Raw genomic sequence first — 19195 nt, forward strand, 5'->3', positions numbered from 1 at the left:
TCGCACCAGATGGTGTTCGTGACCGCTGATCAGCAGTAGTAGCAGATCTTGTTGGCGGGGAGTTCTACGTGGCAGTTCAGGCAGACCGGTTTGCGGAGCGGTTCGGGCTTGGGGACAGCTGCGGTGCGGCGGGCGGCGGAGGGGCGTTTGACGGCTGCCTCGGCGGCTTCGGCGGTGGCCAGGTCCTGGGAGGTGGACTGGCGGATGGCGGCGACCTTCGGGGGCAGGGTTGGCAGGCCGCCGTCGGCGGGGAGGTCGGTGGCGTAGTGCTGGTAGCACTGCCAGCGAGCCGCGGCGGCGTGCATTTCGAGGTCGTCGGGGATGGGCAGGCCCGCGAGTTCGAGGATGTAGCGGTAGCCGGTGCCGACGGTCTGGTTCTTGCGCACACACAGCGCGCTCAGCGGTGGCTCGTTGTTCTTGTGACAGTGCTCGGCGACCTTGTCCAGCACGACGGGCAGCCAGTGCTGCCACTTCACCGCGGTGCGGATGCCGGATTCGTCCTGGACCAGCTCGGCCAGCTCGGTGTTGACGATGAAGTTGTTGAACCTGGTGGCGGTATCGGCCAGCACCTCGTGTGCGGCACGAGTCCACTCCAACCGTGCCTCAGTGAACGTCACGGCGCTGCCGTCGGCCGCGCGCCAAGTGGTCGGGACAGAACCCTGCTGCACATCAATCACCGGAATACGTTATCTACCCAGCTCTTTCACCGCACAACGGGGGTATGTGCGTCAGCTCACGGCGACGCACATCGCGAGGTCACTCGGTGGGGCCGGAGTCGTCGCGGGGTTGTTTGCCGAGGCGCCAGAGGAATTCCGGATCGTCGTCAGGGCCGAGAACCGGTCTGCGCGGGGGTGGGCCGGAATTCGGGCGTGGGATTTCGGGGCCGAACGCCTTCCAGCACAACACCGCGATGGCCACGATCGCGATGAGTGCCAATAGGTACGTCACGTCGCTCACCTCCTGCTATCGAGGGTAGCCGTGTCCGCACCGTGTGCACATCCGCAACGGGAGGGAAATTCTTGGCAAACGCGAGCCCGCGGTGGGCTCGCGTCGGCCGGCGAGTCAGCGGGGTGCTGCCTCGGTGGTGAGCGATCTGAGCAACTGCAGGACCTCGGACTCGCGGAAACGGCGATGTCCGCCCGGTGTGCGCAACGAGCCGAGCCTGCCGGCATGAGCCCACCGGGTGACGGTCTTGGGGTCTACGTGGAACATGGCGGCCACTTGGCCTGGTGTCAGCAGAGTGTCCTGAAGGCCGACGGTGATCGCAGTCATAGCTAACCTCTCCGTTCTCGACAGTTCCCTCATCAGTGGCGTCATCGTCGCACTGCGACCCCCATGTAGTCGAACCACCTACAGTTGGTAAAGGGGAAGTAATAGACAAAAGCCGCGAACGGGCCGCATCGAAGAGATATGTGCCGGGCTACGCTGTAGTCGTGAGTGAAGCAACAGGTCAGCAGGGCTCTGGCGCCGGTAAGCGGCTGGTACGCAATCTTGCGCTCTACACGCTGGCTCGTCTCGGGCTGGTGGTGGCGATCGCCGCGCTGATCGTGGGCATCGCCAAGCTGGTCGGAGTCGATGTGCCGGTCATCGTCGCGGCGCTGTTCGCGTTGCTCGTCGCGATGCCGCTGTCGCTGACGCTGTTCAAGAAGCTGCGCGTGAAGGTGAACGAGGATATCGCCGTCGTCGACTCGCGCCGCCGCCAGGACAAGGCGCAGTTGCGGGCCCGGCTGCGGGGTGACGACGACAGCACGTCGGCGTGAAGTACCTCGACCGCAGCGCCCCGCGCGACTGGGTCGACAATGCCGTCCGGCTGATCGACGCCGACACCCAACGCTCCGCCGACACCCACCTGCTGCGGTATCCGCTGCCCGCCGATTGGCCGGTGCAGCTCTACCTCAAGGACGAGTCCACCCACATCACCGGCAGCCTCAAGCACCGGCTGGCGCGATCGCTGTTCCTTTACGCGATCTGCAACGGCTGGGTGACCGAGGGCGCGACCGTGGTCGAGGCGTCGTCGGGTTCGACGGCGGTGAGCGAGGCCTACTTCGCCAAGCTGCTCGGGCTGGACTTCGTCGCGGTGATGCCGGCGAGCACCTCGCCGCAGAAGGTCGCGCTCATCGAAGCCCACGGCGGGCGATGTCATTTCGTCGATCGAGCATCGGACATGTACACCGAGGCCAAGCGTCTCGCCGCCGAATCCGGCGGGCATTTCATGGATCAGTTCACCCACGCCGAGCGGGCCACCGACTGGCGCGGCAACAACAACATCGCCGAATCGATCTTCGAACAGCTGGCGCTGGAGAACCACCCGGTGCCGGAGTGGATCGTGGTCGGCGCCGGTACCGGCGGCACCAGCGCGACGATCGGGCGCTACATCCGGTATCGCAGGCACGCGACGCGCCTGGCCGTGGTCGACCCGGAGCACTCGGCGTTCTACGGCGGCTACGAGACCGGCGACGCGGGCTATGAAACCGGAATGCCCTCGCGCATCGAGGGAATCGGCCGTCCCCGGGTGGAACCGTCGTTCGTCGGCCAGGTGGTCGATCGCATGATGGTGGTGCCCGACGCGGCCTCGATCGCCACCGCCCGCCACGCGAGTATCGCGCTCGGTCGTCGCGTGGGCGGCTCGACCGGCACGAACCTCTGGGGCGCCTTCCATCTCGTCGCCGAACTGGTCGCGGCGGGCCGCAGCGGCAGCGTGGTCACCCTGCTGTGCGACGGCGGCGACCGGTACGCGGGGACCTACTTCAACGACGACTGGGTGGCGGCCCAGCACATCGATCTGACCGGTCCGGCGGAGATTCTCGCCGAATTCGCCACCACCGGTCGCTGGAACGGCTGACATCACCCGCACCACTCTTCGGGTCCTTCCGTGCCCGCTGATGTCAATTTTCGTTGACAAATCCGTGGCCGTCAATCAAAATTGACAACATGACCGACGCAACAACCCTCGCCTCAGCGGCAGGCAATCCCGACCCGGCGGTCGGGCTGCGCGCTGTGCTCGCACTGCGCAGATTGGCCGACCGCCTCGAAACCATCCAGGTGGCCAACGCCAGAGCCAACGGATGGTCGTGGCAGGCCATCGCCGAGGCGCTCGAGGTGAGCAAGCAGGCGGTCCATCAGAAACACAATCGGAAAGGTGGAACCCGCTGATGTTCGAAAAATTCAGCCGCGAGGCCAAACTGGCGGTGGTGAGCGCCCAAGCCGATGCCAAGGAACTGGGTGCGAAGCAGATCGGACCGGAGCATGTGCTGCTCGGCACCCTGTCGAACGCAGAACCCGGCCTCCGGGCTGTGCTCGACGCGCGCGGCATCACCGCCGACGGTGTACGCACCGCCCTCGCCGCCCGCACGGGCGAGCCGCCGCTGGGCGCCGATGACGCGCAGGCCCTGCGCTCCATCGGCATCGACCTGGACGCGGTGCAGGCCAGCATCGCCGAGAACTTCGGACCGCGGGCGTGGGACCTGGCCGAACCGGAGGCCAAACGCGGCATGGTCGGCCGGCTGCTCGGCTCCGGGCACATCCCGTTCACCGGCACGGCCAAGAAGACACTCGAACTCGCGTTGCGTGAGGCGATCCACCGCAAGGATCGCGAGATCACCTCGACCTACCTGCTGCTCGGGATTCTGCGCGGGGCAGACTCGGCCACCACCGACCTGCTCGGCGGGTGCGACGCGGTGTCGGGATTACGCGCGGATCTCTACGCGATGCTCGACCGCGCCGCGTGAATTCCACATCGGGTGTGTGTCAGACCCGCCGCAATGTCCGTTTCCGGGCCTAGCATTGCCTCTATGCAACTAGCAATCCGGTTGGTCATCAACGCCATAGCCATCTGGGCTGCGGCCGCGTGGATCGACAAGATCGATATCTACGTGCCGCCCGAGTGGTCATCGGAGTGGGGCAACTGGGGCAAGGCCCTGGTCCTGCTCATCGTCGCGCTCGTGTTCACGGCGGTCAACGCCGTGATCAAGCCGATCGTGAAACTCCTGTCGCTGCCGTTCGTGATCCTCACGCTCGGCCTGTTCCTGTTGGTGGTCAACGCGGGGATGCTGTGGCTCACCGCCAAGATCACCGAGATCACCGACTACGGCCTTCGCGTCGACGGCTTCTGGGCGGCGTTGTGGGGTGGCTTGATCATCACGCTGGTCAACTGGGTGCTCGGCATTCTGGTACCCGACGGCGACTAGCCGACGAGCCCGACGGCCAGCGCGCTCAACGCTGACCAGGCCAGCATGGCCAGCCCGGTATCGCGGAGGGCGGGAATCAGTTCCAGCCCGCCTTTGCCGGTGCGCACAGGGGCGTTGGCCCGGATCGTCAGCGGTAACGCGAGTAATCCGGCCAGCGCCCACGGCGTGCGCGCGATCAGTGCGAGGCTGATCATGAACGGCGCCGCGAGCAGCACCACGTGCAGGGTGCGGGTGCGCGCGTCGCCGAGTTTCACCGCGAGCGTGACCTTGCCGGACTCGGTGTCGGTGGGAATGTCACGCAGGTTGTTGGCCACCAGCACCGCGCTGGAGAACGCGCCGACACCGATCGCCAGCAGCAGGCCGACCCAGTCGACCCGCAGTGCCTGCACATATTGGGTACCGAGCACCGCGATCAACCCGAAGAACACGAACACCGCGATCTCGCCGAAACCGCTGTAGCCGTACGGCTTGCTGCCGCCGGTGTAGAACCACGCACCCGCCAGGCACACTGCTCCGATCAGCACCAGCCACCACGCGGTGGTCACGGCCAACACCAGTCCGGCGACCGCGCCGATCGCCAGGCTGAGCACGGCGGCGGTGCGAACGGCCTTGGGGGAAGCCAGCTTCGAGCCGACCAGCCGCAGCGGCCCCACTCGTACGTCGTCGGTGCCTCGAATGCCGTCGGAGTAGTCGTTGGCGTAATTCACCCCGACGATCAGTGCCAGCGAAACCAGCAGCGCCAGAATCGCTTTCCACCAGACGGCCGCGTCGATAGATGCGGCGGCGCCGGTGCCTGCGAGGACCGGCGCGATCGCGTTGGGCAACGTCCGCGGTCGGGCGCCCTCGATCCATTCCGCTGCTGTAGCCATGGATCGAAGCCTAATCCGGCATCGGCGCTCCGCGCTCGTCAGTCCCGCGCACGGCCGGAAGGAGAGCAGGTGCGTTTGGTCGCGCGGGTCAGGCCGGGGCGGATTCGGCGATCGCCTTGAGGCGGGCCAGCCCCTTGTCGAAGTCTTTGCCGATCAGGTTGTCGATCGGGAAAACCTTGCCGAGTACGCCCATCAGACCGGAGTGGGTGCCGGTCATCTTCCAGGTCAGTTCGGTACCACCGGTAACCGGAGCGAGCGTGAAGGTGACGAAATTGGTGGCTTTGAAAGGCTTCTCGAAGGCGAGCTCCACCCCGATCTCGCGGTCGGCGTCGGCCTTGATCTCCATCACGCCAGCACCGGCTTTACGGTTGCCACGCCATGCGTAGCGGGCGCCGACACCGGATTCGGGGCCGGTGTAGGTACGCGCGAGCTGCGGGTCGGCATCTTCCCATGGCGACCACAGCCGCCACTGGTGGAAGTTGTCTATCAGTGCGTGGATTCGTGCCGGTTCGGCCGCGATGACAGTGTGCCGCGACACCTCGAAATTGCCCATGTGCGTGAGCCTAGGCCGAGGTGCGGACAATTTCTCGGCACCGGTCGACCGTGGTGTCGGAGTCGGGCGCGTGGCGCGAACCGAATTGGGCGTTGGTGTGCTCGCCTACGATGACTTCCGGCATGTCTGCACAGCACCGCGGCCGATGGCCCGCCACCCGAGGCCCTCGCCCGCGTTGTCGTGGGGGTGCTCACCGCGCTCGCCCGCCGCGCCGACGAACACCTGGGCGCACTACCGTGCCCACTCCGACTTGCACGCCCCTTGCACAGCGCTGTCGTCGCGCGGCTACTCGGCCAGCAGGAGCTTGCGCAGGGCGGTGCGGTCGGGCTTGCCGGGGCCGCGGAGCGGGATTTCGGACAGGACGGCCAGCTCACGTGGCGCGGCGATCGAGTCGAGTTCGGCCACCACGTGGGCACGGAGTTCGTCCAGCGTCGGCGCGGCACCCGGTGCCGGCACGATCGCGACCGCGACCCGCTGCCCCAGCCGTTCGTCGGGCAGGCCGAGCACGATGCATTCGCGGATACCGGGGTGGTTGGCCAACACCGCCTCCACCACTTGCGGAATCACCAAGAGCCCGCCGGTCATGATCGCCTCGTCGAGACGCCCCGAAATCGAGAGCACACCGTCGTCGAAGGAACCCGCGTCCTCGGTCCGGAACCAGCCGGGCTCGGCGAAGGCCGGATGATCGGGCAGATTGCGGTAGCCGCGCGCGATCATCGCACCGCCGAGGATGACGCGACCGTCCTCGATCCGCACCTCGGTGCCATCGAGCGGTACGCCCTCGTAGACGCACCCACCGCAGGTCTCACTCATCCCGTAGGTGCGCACCACGGTGATACCGAGCTCACGCGCGCGGTTCAGCACCGGCGCGGGGGTGGCCGCACCGCCGACCAGGACACCGTCGAGTTCGGCCAGCGCCTTGGCCGCCACCGGCGAATCCAGGGACTTGATCAGCTGCGTCGGCACCAGCGCGGTGTAGCGACGAGGTCCACGCATCGCGCTGACCGCCCCGGCCAGCGCCTCGGGCAGGAATCCACCCGACACGTCGAGCACGGTCGGGTCGGTGCCGGCGAGGATGCTGCGCAGCAACACCTGGATACCGGCGATGTGATGGGTCGGCAGCGCCAGCAGCCAGCTACCCGGCCCGCCGAGGCGGTCGTGGGTGGCGTTGCCGCTGGCACGCAGTGCCTCGGTGCCGAGCAGCGCCCCCTTGGGGATACCGGTGGTGCCCGAGGTCGTCACGACCAGCGCGACATCGTCATCGATCGGATCGCCCGGCTTGAGCGCGTCGGACAGCCTGCGCGCCTCCCGGCGGTCGGTGGTCGGAATCGGCAACCACGCCGGACCACTACCGTCGAGGGCTTGGCGCAAGTGGGGCATCACCTCGCTGACCCCGGAACCGGTCGGCATCTGCAGTGTCCGCAGAGTTTTGCTCACGCCACAGCCTCGCCGGCGCACGAATTCGGCATGCGCATCGCGCGCTGGCACATGATCGGCTCGATGTGCTCTCTCATGCCACCACCTCCGCCGAACAGCTTGCCGCGCGCCCTCACGGCTTCGATCGTGTCATGCGACCGACAAGACCCGGCCAACGGGTCGGTTTGTCGGGAAACAGTTCGGGAAAGCCAGGCATAGCGACTGCGATTCAGTAGATGGACACTCGTATTGCGGTCCGGACGGCGTCGGTCGGGCGCTTGCTCGCAGCTATCGTGCGCGGCCGAGCCGCCATCGGCAACTCGGCTCGGCCGCGGGCACTGCGCTCTCACTCCGGCGACCAGCGCGGATCCCGCCGGATCGGATGTTCGGCGGGAACCTGAACCAGCACGATCGCGACCCCGTCCGGGTCGCGCACCCACATCTCCCACAGACCCCACGGTTCGAGCACCGGCGCGCGCTCGATCGCAATTCCCTTCAGCGACAGCTCCGTCGCCGCGTCCTCGACATCGCGCACCTGCAACCAGATCGCACCGTCGAAGCTGCCGGAGTGCCCGCTGCCACCGTGCGCGGCGACCTCGAGCAGCGACTGCCCGGCGAAGAACACCGTGCCGCCGGGGTACTCCCGTGCGATCGCCAAGCCGAGGCCGTCGCGGTAGAACGCCAGCGTGCGCCCGTAGTCGCTGGGACGCACGATGATCCGGCTGTTGAGAATTTCCATGGGGTGTCCGTTCTCAGAAGTACCAGGGGTAGGGCGTCCAATCGGGTTTGCGCTTCTCCAGGAACGAGTCTCGGCCCTCGACCGCTTCATCGGTCATGTACGCCAGGCGGGTCGCCTCGCCCGCGAACAGCTGCTGACCGACCAGACCATCGTCGAGCAGGTTGAACGCGTACTTCAGCATGCGCTGTGCCTGCGGCGATTTGCCGTTGATGTCGGCGGTCCACTCGAGCGCGACGTTCTCCAGCTCGTCATGGTCGACGACCTTGTTCACCGCGCCCATCTGGTGCATCTCCTCGGCCGTGTACGGCCTGCCGAGGAAGAAGATCTCGCGAGCGAACTTCTGGCCGACCATCTTCGCCAGATACGCGCTGCCGTAACCGCCGTCGAACGAGCCCACGTCGGCATCGGTCTGCTTGAACCGCGCGTGCTCGCGCGAGGCGAGCGTCAGATCGCAGACCACGTGCAGGCTGTGCCCGCCACCCGCTGCCCAGCCGTTGACCAGCGCGATCACCACCTTGGGCATGAAACGGATCAGCCGCTGTACCTCGAGGATGTGCAGTCGGCCCGCGCGCGCCGCGTCGACGGTGTCGGCGGTCTCGCCATCGGCGTACTGGTAGCCGTTGCGGCCGCGAATGCGCTGATCACCGCCGGAACAGAACGCCCAGCCACCGTCCTTCTCGCTCGGACCGTTGCCGGTGAGCAGTACCGCGCCCACATCGGGGCTCATCCGCGCGTGATCGAGCGCGCGGTACAGCTCGTCGACGGTGTGTGGGCGGAACGCGTTGCGCACGTCGGGCCGGTCGAACGCGACCCGCACCGTGCCCTGCTCGATATGCCGGTGATAGGTGATGTCGGTCAGGTCCTCGAACCCGGGGACGGGCTGCCACAGCTTCGGATCGAAAGTCACGAACACGATTATTGCCCTACTGTGCCCCAGCTCGGTACAAGGTCGTAACACCGCAGCTCGAGCGGTCACCGCATACTCTGAGCACCCGATGCGTATAGTTGCGCCTGCTCGTTCATCGAACCGATCCGGAGGAACCTGAAAGTGGTTGCAGCACTGTCTGAATCCCTGCTCGACGACGCCAAACGTCCGGCTTTCCTTGCTGACGCCGTCGAGGTGCTCGACGCCGAGGTCTCGGACAAAAGTGGTGCGTCCGGCCTGGCCGTGAAGGGTGGCTACGCGGCGGTCAAGAAGATCAGCCCGACCATCGTTCCCGACGGCCTCGCGTCGCTGGCGCCGAAGCTGCTCGATCAGCTCCAGCCGTACTGGGCCGAATTCACCACCTCCGGCACCGGCACCTTCGCCGATCTGCTGGCCTCGAAGTCCGATCAGGTCGCCGAGTCGCTGCTGGCCGTCACCGACGCCCGCGCCGAATCGTCCACCCGGCCGGCACTGAAGAAGGTGTATTCGTCGATGCGTGGCTCTGCCAAGAAGCACGTCATCGAGGCACTGCCGCGCGTGGGCGATCTGGTGCAGAAGCACGCAGGCTGAGCGGTATGGCGGGGTAGCCCTCGCCGCGATCGTGTGATCGAGGCCGGTGCGAGTTCGGGTAACCGAACCGCACCGGCTTTTTCGCGTTCGAGGGTGACCACCCTCACGTCACGGGGGTATCCGGTGGCGGCGGACACCTCGATTCCCGGTCGGCGGCAAATTCCGCGACAGGCTGTGTGAGAAATATTACCGCCCGGGTGAACTCCAGGATAATTGCGGGTTGCCACGAATTCGACCAGAGCGCGCGAGTCAGCTGCGCGATTGACAAGTACCCTGCCCTATCGGTTACGTTGCCAATCGAGCGATTCGGAATACGAATTGTTTTCCAATGACTGCATTGCACAGGTCGAAAGGAAGTTTGCTCACATGATCTCTCGCAAGACCCTCGCCGCCACCGGTGCTGCCGCTGCCGCCGCTGTCATGTTCTTCGGTCCCGTCGCCATCGCGGGCGCCGACACCGGCTCCGCCGACGCCGCCACGGGCTCGGCTGACGTGCTGACCGGCTCGTCCGCGGGTTCGGGTGTGCTCGAGTCGGGCAGCGCCGCTGTCGACAGCGCTACTTCCGCCGTCCTCAACATCATCGAGTCCGTCACGGGCATCAAGGATCTCACCGCGCCCGCGGAGTGAGCTGAATATTCGTTCGACCAGCCTTTTGCCGGGTTGGCGGAAATTCCGGCGGCGGGCCAGTAGCTCGTCGCCGGATTTCTTTCTTTTGTTGTTCTCTTTGCGATTTCATGAATATCGGCCGCCCTCTTCTATGAATGCTGTTCCGCTCGCTCTCGGCTCTGCGCTAATTGGTCGTATGGCCGAATTCCGGTGCGTTGCGCGCACTCGGTGACGTAGGCAACGCGGGCCGGGGGCAGACGGGTGCGCGCCGGTCTGACAGGCTGTGATTGTGAATCCGTCTACTGCGCAGGCACGAGTGGTCGTCGACGAGCTCGTCCGCGGCGGCGTTCGCGAGGTGGTGCTGTGTCCCGGATCGCGCAACGCGCCACTGGCCTTCGCGCTGCAGGCGGCGGACGCGGCCGGGGAGCTTCGGCTGCATATGCGCGTCGACGAGCGCACCGCGGGATTTCTGGCGATCGGTCTCGCGGTGTCGTCGGGGCGGCCGGTCCCGGTCGTGATGACCTCCGGCACCGCGGTGGCGAACCTGGGTCCGGCTGTGCTGGAGGCCAACTACGCGCGGGTGCCGCTGATCGTCGTCAGCGCGAACCGTCCCTACGAGATGCTCGGCACCGGCGCCAATCAGACGGTGGAGCAGCTCGGGCTGTTCGGCTCTCAGGTGCGCGCCACGATCAGCCTCGGGCTGGCCGAAGCCGAGGCGGGGGAGTCGGCCTATCCGCGGCAGAACAGTGTGTGGCGCTCGTCGGTATGCCGGGTGCTCGCCGCCGCGCGCGGAACGCGTTCCGGCAACGCGGGTCCCGTGCAGTTCGACATCCCGTTGCGTGAACCGCTGGTCCCCGAGCTGTCCGACGATCCGCTGCCCGTCGGTCGCGAGGGTGAACGACCGTGGACGGCAACCCAGTACGCCACTCTCGACGTGCCGCTCGACATCGACCTGACGCCCGACACCGTCGTCATCTCCGGCCACGGCGCGCGGCTGCTGCCCGAACTCGCCGCACTGCCGACGGTGGCCGAGCCCACCGCGCCGATGCACGGACCCGCCCTGCATCCGCTAGCGCTGTCGCTGCTGAAGCCGGCCCAGGCGATCATCACCGGCCGCCCGACCCTGCACCGGCAGGTCTCGCGGGTGCTGGCCGATCCGGACGTCACCGTGTTCGCGCTCACCACCGGTCCGCGCTGGCCCGATGTCTCCGGCAACGTCGTCGGCACCGGCACTCGCGCGGTGACCACCGGCGCACCCGGTCCCGCCTGGCTGGCGCGCTGCTCAGAACTGAACCATCAGGCCGTATCGGTGGTGCGGGCCGAGCTGGCCGGGCATCCGAAGGCGACCGGTCTGCACGTGGCGGCCGTGGTCATGGACGCGTTGCGTGACGGCGATCAATTGCTGCTCGGCGCGTCGAATCCGGTGCGCGACGCCGCTCTGGTCTCGCATCCGCGACCGGGTATCCGGGTGCTGTCCAACCGTGGCGTCTCCGGTATCGACGGCACCGTCTCCGGTGCCGTTGGCGCCGCCCTGGCGCATCCGGGCCGCACCGTGGCGCTGATGGGTGACCTCACCTTCCTGCACGATGCGTCCGGCCTGCTGATCGGGCGCGGCGAACCACGTCCGGACAACCTCACGATCGTCGTCGCCAACGACGACGGCGGCGGCATCTTCGAGCTGCTCGAACAGGGCGATCCGCAGTACGCCGGCGTGTTCGAGCGGGTATTCGGCACACCGCACGGCATGGATCTGGCCGCACTGTGTGCCGCCTACCGAATCCCGCACCGTCAGGTCGATCCCGACGAATTGGCTGTGGAACTCGCCACCGACGCGCACGGACTGCGGGTGCTGGAGGTCGCGACCGAGCGTTCCAGCCTGCGTGAACTGCACGCCGGGCTGCGGGCGAAGATCGCCGGTTAGGCCTGTCCGCGACCATGCGTCGATGACTCTCGATCGCGTCATCCGGTCCTAGACCCGGCGCCATCGTCTGGCTTGCCCCTGTGCCCGTCGAGTTGCGCCACTATGGTCCCGGGCCCCTGCGCGTACCACTGCGGAATCCTGTAGCGGTGCGCCCTCAGGCTCCCTCGTCGCCGGTAGACCGGTCTCCGCCCTCGTCGAAGGGGACCGGGATGGTCTGTTCGATCACGTCCGCCGGATTCGCGGTGTCGGCGTCACGGGCGATCCTCGCCGCCATCTCGTCGGTGTAGTCGGCGGCGTCGAAGTAGGCCGGATCGTCGGGGTCGTCATCGCGGAAGGCGGACTGTTCCTGCTCGACGCGATCGGCCTCGGGGACTTCGTCCAGGGGGCGAGCGGCTTCGTAGTCGATCATCGGTGCTCCTCGTTCGTCGGCCTGCTCGATCGGCCGAGCCTCGGACGTGATGTGGACGCTGATCGGGTCCTGCGCTGTCCAGCGTGCGCCGATCCGGTGCGCACGGCAACCCGCACCGATGACTTTCCGGCGATGGGGTCGTCTTCATGAATGCAGCCGTCTGTCATCGATGAGGAGTGCTCATGCAACCGCAGTTCGATTTCGAACCCGCCGCCCGGTCGCTTGCCGCGGTCGTCGACGCCATCACCGACGATCAGCTCGCGAACCCGACCCCGTGCGCCGAATCCACGGTGCGCGATCTGCTCGCCCACGTCGTCGGGCTCACCGAGGCTTTCCGGCAGGCCGCGACCAAGGAGTCGGTCGGTCGGTCCGTGCCGCCGCCCGCCGGCGCCGGCAGCCCGCTGCCCGATGACTGGCGCCCCCGTATCGCCGCGCAGCTCGAGACGCTGACGTCCGTGTGGTGTGTGCCCGCGGCGTGGGACGGTGACACCGAGGCCGGTGGCGTGGAGCTGCCTGCCGCGGTCATGGCGATCGTCGCGCTCGACGAGATCACCATCCACGCGTGGGACCTCGCCGTCGCGACGGGACAGCAGCTGACCGTCACCCCCGCGGACCTGGCGATCCTGCACGAGTTCCTGCGCGAAACCGACCCCGCCGGCACACCTGGCCTGTTCGGCCCGGTCATCGAGATCCCGGCCGACGCACCGGCCTTCGATCGCCTGCTCGGTCTCACCGGTCGCGACCCAGCCTGGCGTTCGGCGCCGGTCGCTTAGCACGGCGGGCGTGTAACAGCGACCCGTCGAACGAGTACGGGGAGGCTGTTGCGGCCGCCCGTTCAGTCGAATAGCCGTGCGGCTCAGGCACCCTCGTCGGGTAGCGGTGGCGCGAGGTCGATCGATACCGGTGTGCGGGCCCCGCATCGCGTTCAGTCGCCGAGGCCGTCGGCGGCGATGACGAATGTCCCCGCGGCGGTGGCGATGGTGGCTGCTCTGGCCGAGCGGTCGGCGATGTCGTCGTCGATCGGATCGCCGCTGGCCAGTAATCGGTAGTAGAGCGGTGCGGAGACGGCGGAGAGAACGGCGCGCGGGTCGGTGCCGACGGGTGCCTCGCCACGGATAACGGCGGCTTCGACACACGGTGCCCATTCGTTGAGGCGGGTGTCGTAGAAGGTGTGCAGCGCGGCGGCGGTGGCATCGTCGCAGGTGGCGGCGGCGATGACGGCGCGGAAGAGGTTGCTCTGGCGGCCGTCGGCCAGGGTCTTCGCGACCAGCCGGGCATTGGCTGTCAGGTCGTCGAGCAGTGAGCCGGTGTCGGCGCGGGGCAGCGACTGTTCGGCCATGTCGACGAGCAGGTCGGCGACCAAGCCCGCTGGGGTGCGCCAGCGACGGTAGACGGTGGTTTTGCCGACCCCGGCACCGGTGGCGACCTCGGTCAGATCGAGATGCGCGAATCCCCGGTCCGCCAGCAGATCACCGGCCACTTCCAGGACGGATTCGCGCACCCGGGCGGTGCGCCCACCCGGGCGGACAGAGCCCGGCCAAGCGATGTCGTGATCCATAACGGAACTCCTGTTTCATTTAGTGCGAATCGGGTGTACTGTCGGCCGTGTTAACGAAACTATAGACCCCTTAGGAGCTCTCATGGAATACCGGCGGCTCGGCGCATCTGGTCTTCTCGTTCCGGCACTCGGCTTCGGCGCAGGTACCTTCGGCGGCCGTGGTGCGTTGTTCAGGGCATGGGGCGATACCGATGCCGCGCAGGCCAGGCGCTTGATCGACATCAGCTTGGAGGCAGGTGTCACCCTGTTCGACACGGCCGATGTCTATTCCAATGGCGCGTCGGAGGAGGTACTCGGCGCGGCGATCAAGGGCAGGCGCGAGCAGGTGCTGCTGTCGACGAAATCGGCGCTCCCCACCGGCCCCGGCCCGCACGAGGCGGGCGCGAGCCGCGCCAGGCTGATCCGTGCCGTCGACGCCTCGCTGCGCCGCCTCGGCACCGACTACCTCGACCTGTTCCAGCTGCACGCCTTCGATGCGGGCACCCCGCTGGCGGAAACCCTCACGGCCCTGGACGATCTCGTGCGGGCAGGCAAGATCCGCTACCTCGGTGTCTCCAACTTCGCCGGCTGGGAGTTGATGAAAACGCTCGCCACCGCGGAGGCACTCGGCCTGGAAAAGCCGGTAGCGCACCAGGTCTACTACTCGCTGGTCGGTCGCGACTACGAATGGGAACTGATGCCGCTCGGCGCCGACCAGGGCGTCGGCTCCATCATCTGGAGCCCGCTCGGCTGGGGCCGACTCACCGGCAAAGTCCGTCGCGGACAACCGCTTCCAGCGGGCAGCCGCCTGCACGAGACGGCGCAGGCAGGCCCGCCCGTCGACGATGAACGGCTCTACGACGTTGTCGATGTGCTCGATCGGATCGCCGCCGAAACGGGCCGCAGCGTCCCGCAGATCTCCCTGAACTGGCTGCTCACCCGGCCCACCGTCGTCACCGTGTTGATCGGCGCCCGCAACGAGGAACAGTTACGCCAGAACCTCGGCGCCGTCGGCTGGCAACTCGACCCCGAACATCTGGCCACCCTCGATGCCGCGAGCGCGACCACACCCCCGTACCCCTACTACCCGTACCACCGGCTGCCCGACTTCGCCCGGCTCAACCCGCCGGCGATCCGCGCGGCCTGAGCGAGCAGGTCAGTACACGTCGCGCACGTACCGCTTCTCCGCCACGAGCTGCTTCTTGAAGGCCAGCGCGCCCGCCTCGTCCAACTTTCCGTGGATCTGGGCGATCCGCAGCAGGGTGTCGTCGACATCCTTGGCCATTCGGGCGGCGTCACCGCAGACGTAGAAGTGGCCGCCGTCGCGCAGCCACGACCACAGCTCGGCGCCGTGCTCGATCATCCGGTGCTGGACATACACCCGCTCGCGCTGATCGCGGGAAAAGGCCAGGTCGAGACGGGTGAGGAAACCGGAGCGGAACATGTCTTCGAGCTCGGTGCGGTAGTAGAAGTTCTGGGCTGCGTGCTGGTCGCCGAAGAACAACCAGTTGCGACCGGTCGCGCCGATAGCCCGCCGCTCGTGCAGAAAACCGCGGAAAGGAGCGATACCGGTTCCCGGCCCCACCATGATCATCGGGGCATTCGGGTCCAGCGGCGGACGGAAATGCGGTGCCCGCTGCAGAAAGATCGGTACCTCGGTAGTGCCCCGGTCGGCCAGGAACGTCGAGCACACGCCACCACGGCGCGCCGAGGTGCCCACCGGGTCGCCGTAGCGGACGACGCCGACCGTCAGCTGCACTTCGTCGGGGGTGGTCAACGGGCTCGAGGAGATCGAATACTGGCGTGGTTGCAGCTTTTTCAGTGCGCCAAGCCAGTCGACGAGATCGGTGCGCACCGGGAAGTCGCGCAGCACATCGACGGCCTGGCGATCCCACAGGTAGGAGGCGAGCTCATTGCGGTTGTCGCGGCGCAGCAGCTTGGCCAGCTGCGGGTGGGGGTTGCGCTCGCCGATGAAGCCGAGCAGATCCTGACTCACCTTGGTGATGTCGTAGTGCGTGCGCAGGGCATCGGTGAGCGTGAGCTCGCGGTCGTCGACTTCGATCATCCGTCGACCGTCGAAGCCGGTGCAGGCGAGCCATTCGTCGACCAGGTCGGGACAGTTGGCGGGCAGCACGCCCAGCGAATCGCCCACTTCGTACCCGGCATCGAGGTCGTGGAGGTCGAAACCGAAGCGCCGCACCTCTTTCGGCGAGCCGGGTGCGCTCAGGATCTCGTTGCGCATCAGGGTGGCGCGGACGGGGGACTGGCGGGTGAACGGAGCGGCGGTGGCGCGCTGCGCCCGGGAGGGGGCCGGGGCGAGTTGCCGGTCGAGCACGATCGCACCACCGCGACCGGCCGGTGACAGCATCGCATGGGACGAATTCGCTTGCAGGGCACTGTTGTTCGAGCCTAGCGAATCGCGGCCATTCGATGCGCCGGCGAGCGAACCGTCGCGGCCGCGCGGAGAGCCTGCCGGTACGGCGTCGCGACCCGGTGGGGTGCCACCTGTCGAGCCGCCGTCGTCGGGTGATCCGCTGGTGATCGCGGCCAGGACATCATCGAGCCACTGATCGGCGGTGTCGGCGAAATCGGGTTCGCTGTCCACCCGCGGCAGCAGCCGCTTCGCGCCACGGTCGGCGAACAGTGTGTCGAGCTTGCGGCCATGACCACAGAAATCGTCGTAGGAGGAGTCACCGAGCGCGAACACCGCGTAGCGAACACCGTAGAGGCGAATGATGCTGTCTTCGAGCCTGGTCCAGAAGTCGGCACCGTTATCCGGTGGGCCACCGTCACCGAACGTGCTGGTGACGATGAGAACGTCACCGGCAATCGAGGTCAGCTCGCACGAATCCATATCGAGCAACGACGGCATGAGGCCCGATTCCGAGAGGCGGGCCGCGACGGTGGCGGCCAGTTCTTCGGCGTTGCCGGTCTGGGAGGCCCACAGCACAGTGACCGGATGGGGGGTCGGGCTGTCGGTGGCTTCGGCGGCGGCGCCCGCATTGCGGGAGTACATGCCGGCCAGCAGTCCGTCGACCCACAGGCGTGACTGTGCCGACAACGGTGCGCTCACCGGCAGCACCGGCTGCCCGGTCACCGGCAGTGACTGCAGGGCGGCGAGGTAGCCGCCGAGATAGATGCGCTCGGTCTCGCTGAGCGTGGGCGAGGTACCGGCGTCGAGGCCGAGTATCCCGGCCAGTGGATGCGCGGCCGGTTGTGCGGGCAGCTGTGCTGGTTGCGTAGGCGCCTGCTCGGGGGTGGCGGCGGGGCCGACCCGGCGCAGTGCCACCGCGCACGCCTTGAACTCCGGCTGCAACGAAGCCGGATCCACCGCGTCATTGGTGACCGCGTTGATCGTCAGATACTCGCCCTGTTCGTCATTCCAGTGGAAGGGAGCAAAACAATCACCAGGTCGCACCCGGTCGCTGATCCGCACCGGCAGCACAGCACGGCCCCGGCGCGACGCGATCTCGAGCTGATCGCCCGGCTTCAGATCGAGTCGCTGCGCATCGGTGGGATGCACTTCGACGAACGGCCCCCCTGTCAGCTTGGTCAGCTTGGTGACCTTGCCGGTCTTGGTCATCGTGTGCCACTGATGTTGCAGCCGGCCGGTATTGAGCAGGAACGGGTAGTCGTCGTCGGGCAGTTCGGCGGCGGGCAGATGCGGACGGGGGAAGAACACCGCGCGCCTGCTCGGGGTGGCGAACGCGAGCCGCGGCGTGGTGCCGTCGGCCGCCACGTGCAGCGGCTGATGGGTGCCGTCGTTGACGTAGCGGATCGGGTTGCGCGGGCTGTCGGCGTCCTTACACGGCCACTGCATCGGCCCTTCCGCCAAGCGGTCATAGCTCATGCCGCTCAGGTCGTAGCCGGTGGCCGGGTTGGTGAACTGGCGCAGCTCGGCGAACACCTCGGCGCTGGAGGTGAAGTCGAAGCCGGGGAAACCCATGGCGGTGGCGACCTGGGCGATCAGCAGCCAGTCCGGTCGCGCGTCGCCGATCGGGTCGACCGACTGCTGCAGCAGGGTGACGTTGCGCTCCGAATTCACCATCACCGCCTCGGCTTCGCCCCACAGCGCGGCGGGCAGCAGCAGGTCGGCGTAGGCGTTCGTCGCGGTCTCGGCGTAGGCATCCTGCACCACGACCAACTCGGCGGCTTCGAGACCCGCGATCACGGTTTTGCGATTGGCGACGGTGGCGACGGGATTGGTGCAGATGATCCACGCGGCCTTGATCTCGCCGTCGGCCAGCCCACGGAACATGTCGATGGTGCCGGGGCCGGACTCGGTGCGCAGGGTGCCGTCGGGCAGATCCCAGGCGGTTTCGACGAAGGTGCGATCGGCGGGGGAGAGCAGGCTGCGCTGGCCGGGCAGGCCGGGGCCCATGTAGCCCATCTCGCGGCCACCCATGGCGTTGGGCTGGCCGGTGAGCGAGAAGGGCCCACTGCCCGGCCTGCAGATGGTGCCGGTCGCCAGGTGCAGGTTGACCAGGGCATTGGTGTTCCAGGTGCCGTGCGTGGACTGATTGAGCCCCATCGTCCACAGCGACATCCACTCGCCGGCCTCGGCGATCATCGTGGCCGCGGTGCGGATATCGGCCTCGGCCAGGCCGGTCAACTCGGCGACGCGGGCCGGCGGATAGCCGGCGAGGAACTCGGGCATCGCGTCCCAGCCCTCGGTGTGCTCGGCGATGAACGCGGTGTCGATCGCGCCGTCGGCGACCAGCAGGTGCAGCAGTCCGTTGAGCAGGGCGAGGTCGGTACCCGGGGCGATCTGCAGGAACAGGTCGGCGCGGGCGGCGGTATCGGTGCGGCGTGGGTCGACCACGATCAGCTTGGCGCCCGCCTTGAGCCGGTCGGCCATGCGCAGAAACAGGATCGGGTGGCAGTCGGCCATGTTCGCGCCGCTGACCAGGAACAGGTCGGCGTGTTCGAAGTCGTCGTAGGAACCGGGCGGCCCGTCCGCGCCCAGCGACTGCTTGTAGCCGGTGCCCGCGCTGGCCATGCACAGGCGCGAGTTGGCTTCGATGTGCTTGGTCCGCAGGTAGCCCTTGGCCAGTTTGGTGGCCAGGTACTGGGCTTCCAGCGACATCTGTCCGGAGACGTAGAGGGCGATCGCGTCGGGGCCGTGCTCGTCGAGGATCGCGCGCAGGCGGGTGGCGGTTTCGTGTACGGCCTCGTCGACCGGCAGCGGAACCGGGACCTGGCCGCGTTCGGGGCGCCGGTAGGCGGTGTCCATCCGGCCGGGTGCGGCCATCATCTCGGCGTGGGTGGCGCCCTTGGTGCACAGCCTGCCCGCGTTCGCCGGATGCAGCTTGTCGCCGCTGACCTTCGCGATCAACCGCGCGCCAGACTGATCAGTCTTGGTCTGGACGTTTATCCCGCAGCCGACGCCACAATACGAGCACTGTGTACGCACAGTGTCCGTGTCGCGGCCGTCCGCTTCCCCTGTCATGACTCGATCATCCG

At 67.6% G+C, this 19195-nt stretch carries 21 protein-coding genes; 10 read left to right on the plus strand and 11 right to left on the minus strand.

Annotated features, from left to right (window positions below; translation table 11 throughout):
- Positions 1-29: 29 nt before the first annotated feature.
- From ACTWPB_RS10440 to ACTWPB_RS10450, 3 genes are all read right to left on the minus strand, one after another.
- Entirely contained in the window at positions 30-677 is a 648-nt protein-coding gene (locus ACTWPB_RS10440) for a hypothetical protein (protein ID WP_446225467.1), read from the minus strand.
- A 79-nt stretch (positions 678-756) separates the two neighbouring features.
- On the minus strand, positions 757-948 hold the full coding sequence (locus ACTWPB_RS10445; RefSeq protein ID WP_446225468.1) for a hypothetical protein: 192 nt from the start codon (positions 946-948) through the stop codon (positions 757-759).
- Positions 949-1062: 114 nt separating this feature from the next.
- Entirely contained in the window at positions 1063-1272 is a 210-nt protein-coding gene (locus tag ACTWPB_RS10450) for a BldC family transcriptional regulator (RefSeq protein WP_056814442.1), read from the minus strand.
- Between the two features lie 161 nt (positions 1273-1433).
- Between ACTWPB_RS10450 and ACTWPB_RS10455 the strand changes: the two genes are divergently transcribed.
- The 5 genes from ACTWPB_RS10455 to ACTWPB_RS10475 all read left to right on the plus strand — a co-directional run bounded on the left by ACTWPB_RS10455 (position 1434) and on the right by ACTWPB_RS10475 (position 4187).
- Positions 1434-1760 (plus strand): DUF4229 domain-containing protein, encoded by a 327-nt coding sequence (locus ACTWPB_RS10455; RefSeq protein ID WP_446225469.1) that lies wholly within the window; start codon positions 1434-1436, stop codon positions 1758-1760.
- On the plus strand, positions 1757-2842 hold the full coding sequence (locus ACTWPB_RS10460) for a PLP-dependent cysteine synthase family protein (RefSeq protein ID WP_446225470.1): 1086 nt from the start codon (positions 1757-1759) through the stop codon (positions 2840-2842). Before ACTWPB_RS10455 ends, ACTWPB_RS10460 begins: the two co-directional genes overlap by 4 nt.
- Before the next feature lie 89 nt (positions 2843-2931).
- Positions 2932-3153, plus strand: coding sequence for a hypothetical protein (locus tag ACTWPB_RS10465; RefSeq protein ID WP_019049431.1), 222 nt, complete (start codon positions 2932-2934; stop codon positions 3151-3153).
- Positions 3153-3728 carry a Clp protease N-terminal domain-containing protein gene (locus ACTWPB_RS10470; protein WP_446225471.1) on the plus strand — a complete coding sequence of 192 codons (576 nt, stop codon included), beginning with the start codon at positions 3153-3155 and terminating at the stop codon, positions 3726-3728. The genes ACTWPB_RS10465 and ACTWPB_RS10470 overlap by 1 nt, the downstream gene beginning before the upstream one ends.
- A gap of 63 nt (positions 3729-3791) precedes the next feature.
- On the plus strand, positions 3792-4187 hold the full coding sequence (locus tag ACTWPB_RS10475) for a phage holin family protein (protein ID WP_378913209.1): 396 nt from the start codon (positions 3792-3794) through the stop codon (positions 4185-4187).
- Here the strand turns inward: ACTWPB_RS10475 and ACTWPB_RS10480 are convergent.
- The 5 genes from ACTWPB_RS10480 to ACTWPB_RS10500 form a co-directional block, all read right to left on the minus strand.
- Positions 4184-5056: a 1,4-dihydroxy-2-naphthoate polyprenyltransferase gene (locus ACTWPB_RS10480; protein ID WP_446225472.1), complete on the minus strand. Its 873-nt coding sequence runs from the start codon at positions 5054-5056 to the stop codon at positions 4184-4186. The two genes, ACTWPB_RS10475 and ACTWPB_RS10480, sit on opposite strands and share 4 nt — an antisense overlap.
- 88 nt (positions 5057-5144) lie before the next feature.
- Positions 5145-5609, minus strand: coding sequence for an SRPBCC family protein (locus tag ACTWPB_RS10485; protein WP_446225473.1), 465 nt, complete (start codon positions 5607-5609; stop codon positions 5145-5147).
- A 285-nt stretch (positions 5610-5894) separates the two neighbouring features.
- A complete protein-coding gene (menE, locus tag ACTWPB_RS10490) occupies positions 5895-7019 on the minus strand; it encodes an o-succinylbenzoate--CoA ligase (RefSeq protein ID WP_446226295.1) in 1125 nt (374 codons plus the stop codon).
- 352 nt (positions 7020-7371) lie between these two features.
- Positions 7372-7764: a VOC family protein gene (locus tag ACTWPB_RS10495; RefSeq protein WP_446225474.1), complete on the minus strand. Its 393-nt coding sequence runs from the start codon at positions 7762-7764 to the stop codon at positions 7372-7374.
- Positions 7765-7777: 13 nt separating this feature from the next.
- Complete coding sequence (locus ACTWPB_RS10500; protein ID WP_446225475.1) at positions 7778-8671, minus strand: 1,4-dihydroxy-2-naphthoyl-CoA synthase; 894 nt, start codon at positions 8669-8671, stop codon at positions 7778-7780.
- 141 nt (positions 8672-8812) lie between these two features.
- Here ACTWPB_RS10500 and ACTWPB_RS10505 point away from each other — a divergent pair, with 141 nt between their 5' ends.
- The 3 genes from ACTWPB_RS10505 to menD all read left to right on the plus strand — a co-directional run bounded on the left by ACTWPB_RS10505 (position 8813) and on the right by menD (position 11786).
- Positions 8813-9259 carry a DUF6918 family protein gene (locus ACTWPB_RS10505; protein ID WP_446225476.1) on the plus strand — a complete coding sequence of 149 codons (447 nt, stop codon included), beginning with the start codon at positions 8813-8815 and terminating at the stop codon, positions 9257-9259.
- 366 nt (positions 9260-9625) lie between these two features.
- Positions 9626-9886, plus strand: a complete 261-nt coding sequence (locus ACTWPB_RS10510) for a hypothetical protein (RefSeq protein WP_446225477.1) — start codon at positions 9626-9628, stop codon at positions 9884-9886.
- Between the two features lie 268 nt (positions 9887-10154).
- A complete protein-coding gene (gene menD, locus ACTWPB_RS10515; RefSeq protein WP_446225478.1) occupies positions 10155-11786 on the plus strand; it encodes a 2-succinyl-5-enolpyruvyl-6-hydroxy-3-cyclohexene-1-carboxylic-acid synthase in 1632 nt (543 codons plus the stop codon).
- A 154-nt stretch (positions 11787-11940) separates the two neighbouring features.
- Here menD and ACTWPB_RS10520 read toward each other — a convergent pair whose 3' ends face one another.
- Positions 11941-12195 carry a hypothetical protein gene (locus ACTWPB_RS10520; protein ID WP_446225479.1) on the minus strand — a complete coding sequence of 85 codons (255 nt, stop codon included), beginning with the start codon at positions 12193-12195 and terminating at the stop codon, positions 11941-11943.
- Positions 12196-12377: 182 nt separating this feature from the next.
- Between ACTWPB_RS10520 and ACTWPB_RS10525 the strand changes: the two genes are divergently transcribed.
- The gene (locus ACTWPB_RS10525; protein WP_446225480.1) at positions 12378-12968 is read left to right on the plus strand and encodes a TIGR03086 family metal-binding protein; all 591 of its coding nucleotides are present in this window, start codon (positions 12378-12380) and stop codon (positions 12966-12968) included.
- Between the two features lie 152 nt (positions 12969-13120).
- On the opposite strand, the gene ACTWPB_RS10530 is transcribed toward ACTWPB_RS10525, so the two are convergent.
- A complete protein-coding gene (locus tag ACTWPB_RS10530; protein ID WP_446225481.1) occupies positions 13121-13753 on the minus strand; it encodes a TetR/AcrR family transcriptional regulator C-terminal ligand-binding domain-containing protein in 633 nt (210 codons plus the stop codon).
- An 82-nt stretch (positions 13754-13835) separates the two neighbouring features.
- Between ACTWPB_RS10530 and ACTWPB_RS10535 the strand changes: the two genes are divergently transcribed.
- The gene (locus ACTWPB_RS10535) at positions 13836-14879 is read left to right on the plus strand and encodes an aldo/keto reductase (protein WP_446225482.1); all 1044 of its coding nucleotides are present in this window, start codon (positions 13836-13838) and stop codon (positions 14877-14879) included.
- A 9-nt stretch (positions 14880-14888) separates the two neighbouring features.
- Here ACTWPB_RS10535 and ACTWPB_RS10540 read toward each other — a convergent pair whose 3' ends face one another.
- The gene (locus ACTWPB_RS10540; RefSeq protein ID WP_446225483.1) at positions 14889-19181 is read right to left on the minus strand and encodes a molybdopterin-dependent oxidoreductase; all 4293 of its coding nucleotides are present in this window, start codon (positions 19179-19181) and stop codon (positions 14889-14891) included.
- Positions 19182-19195: the final 14 nt, after the last annotated feature.

It is taken from the genome of Nocardia sp. IBHARD005 (genome assembly GCF_052814245.1).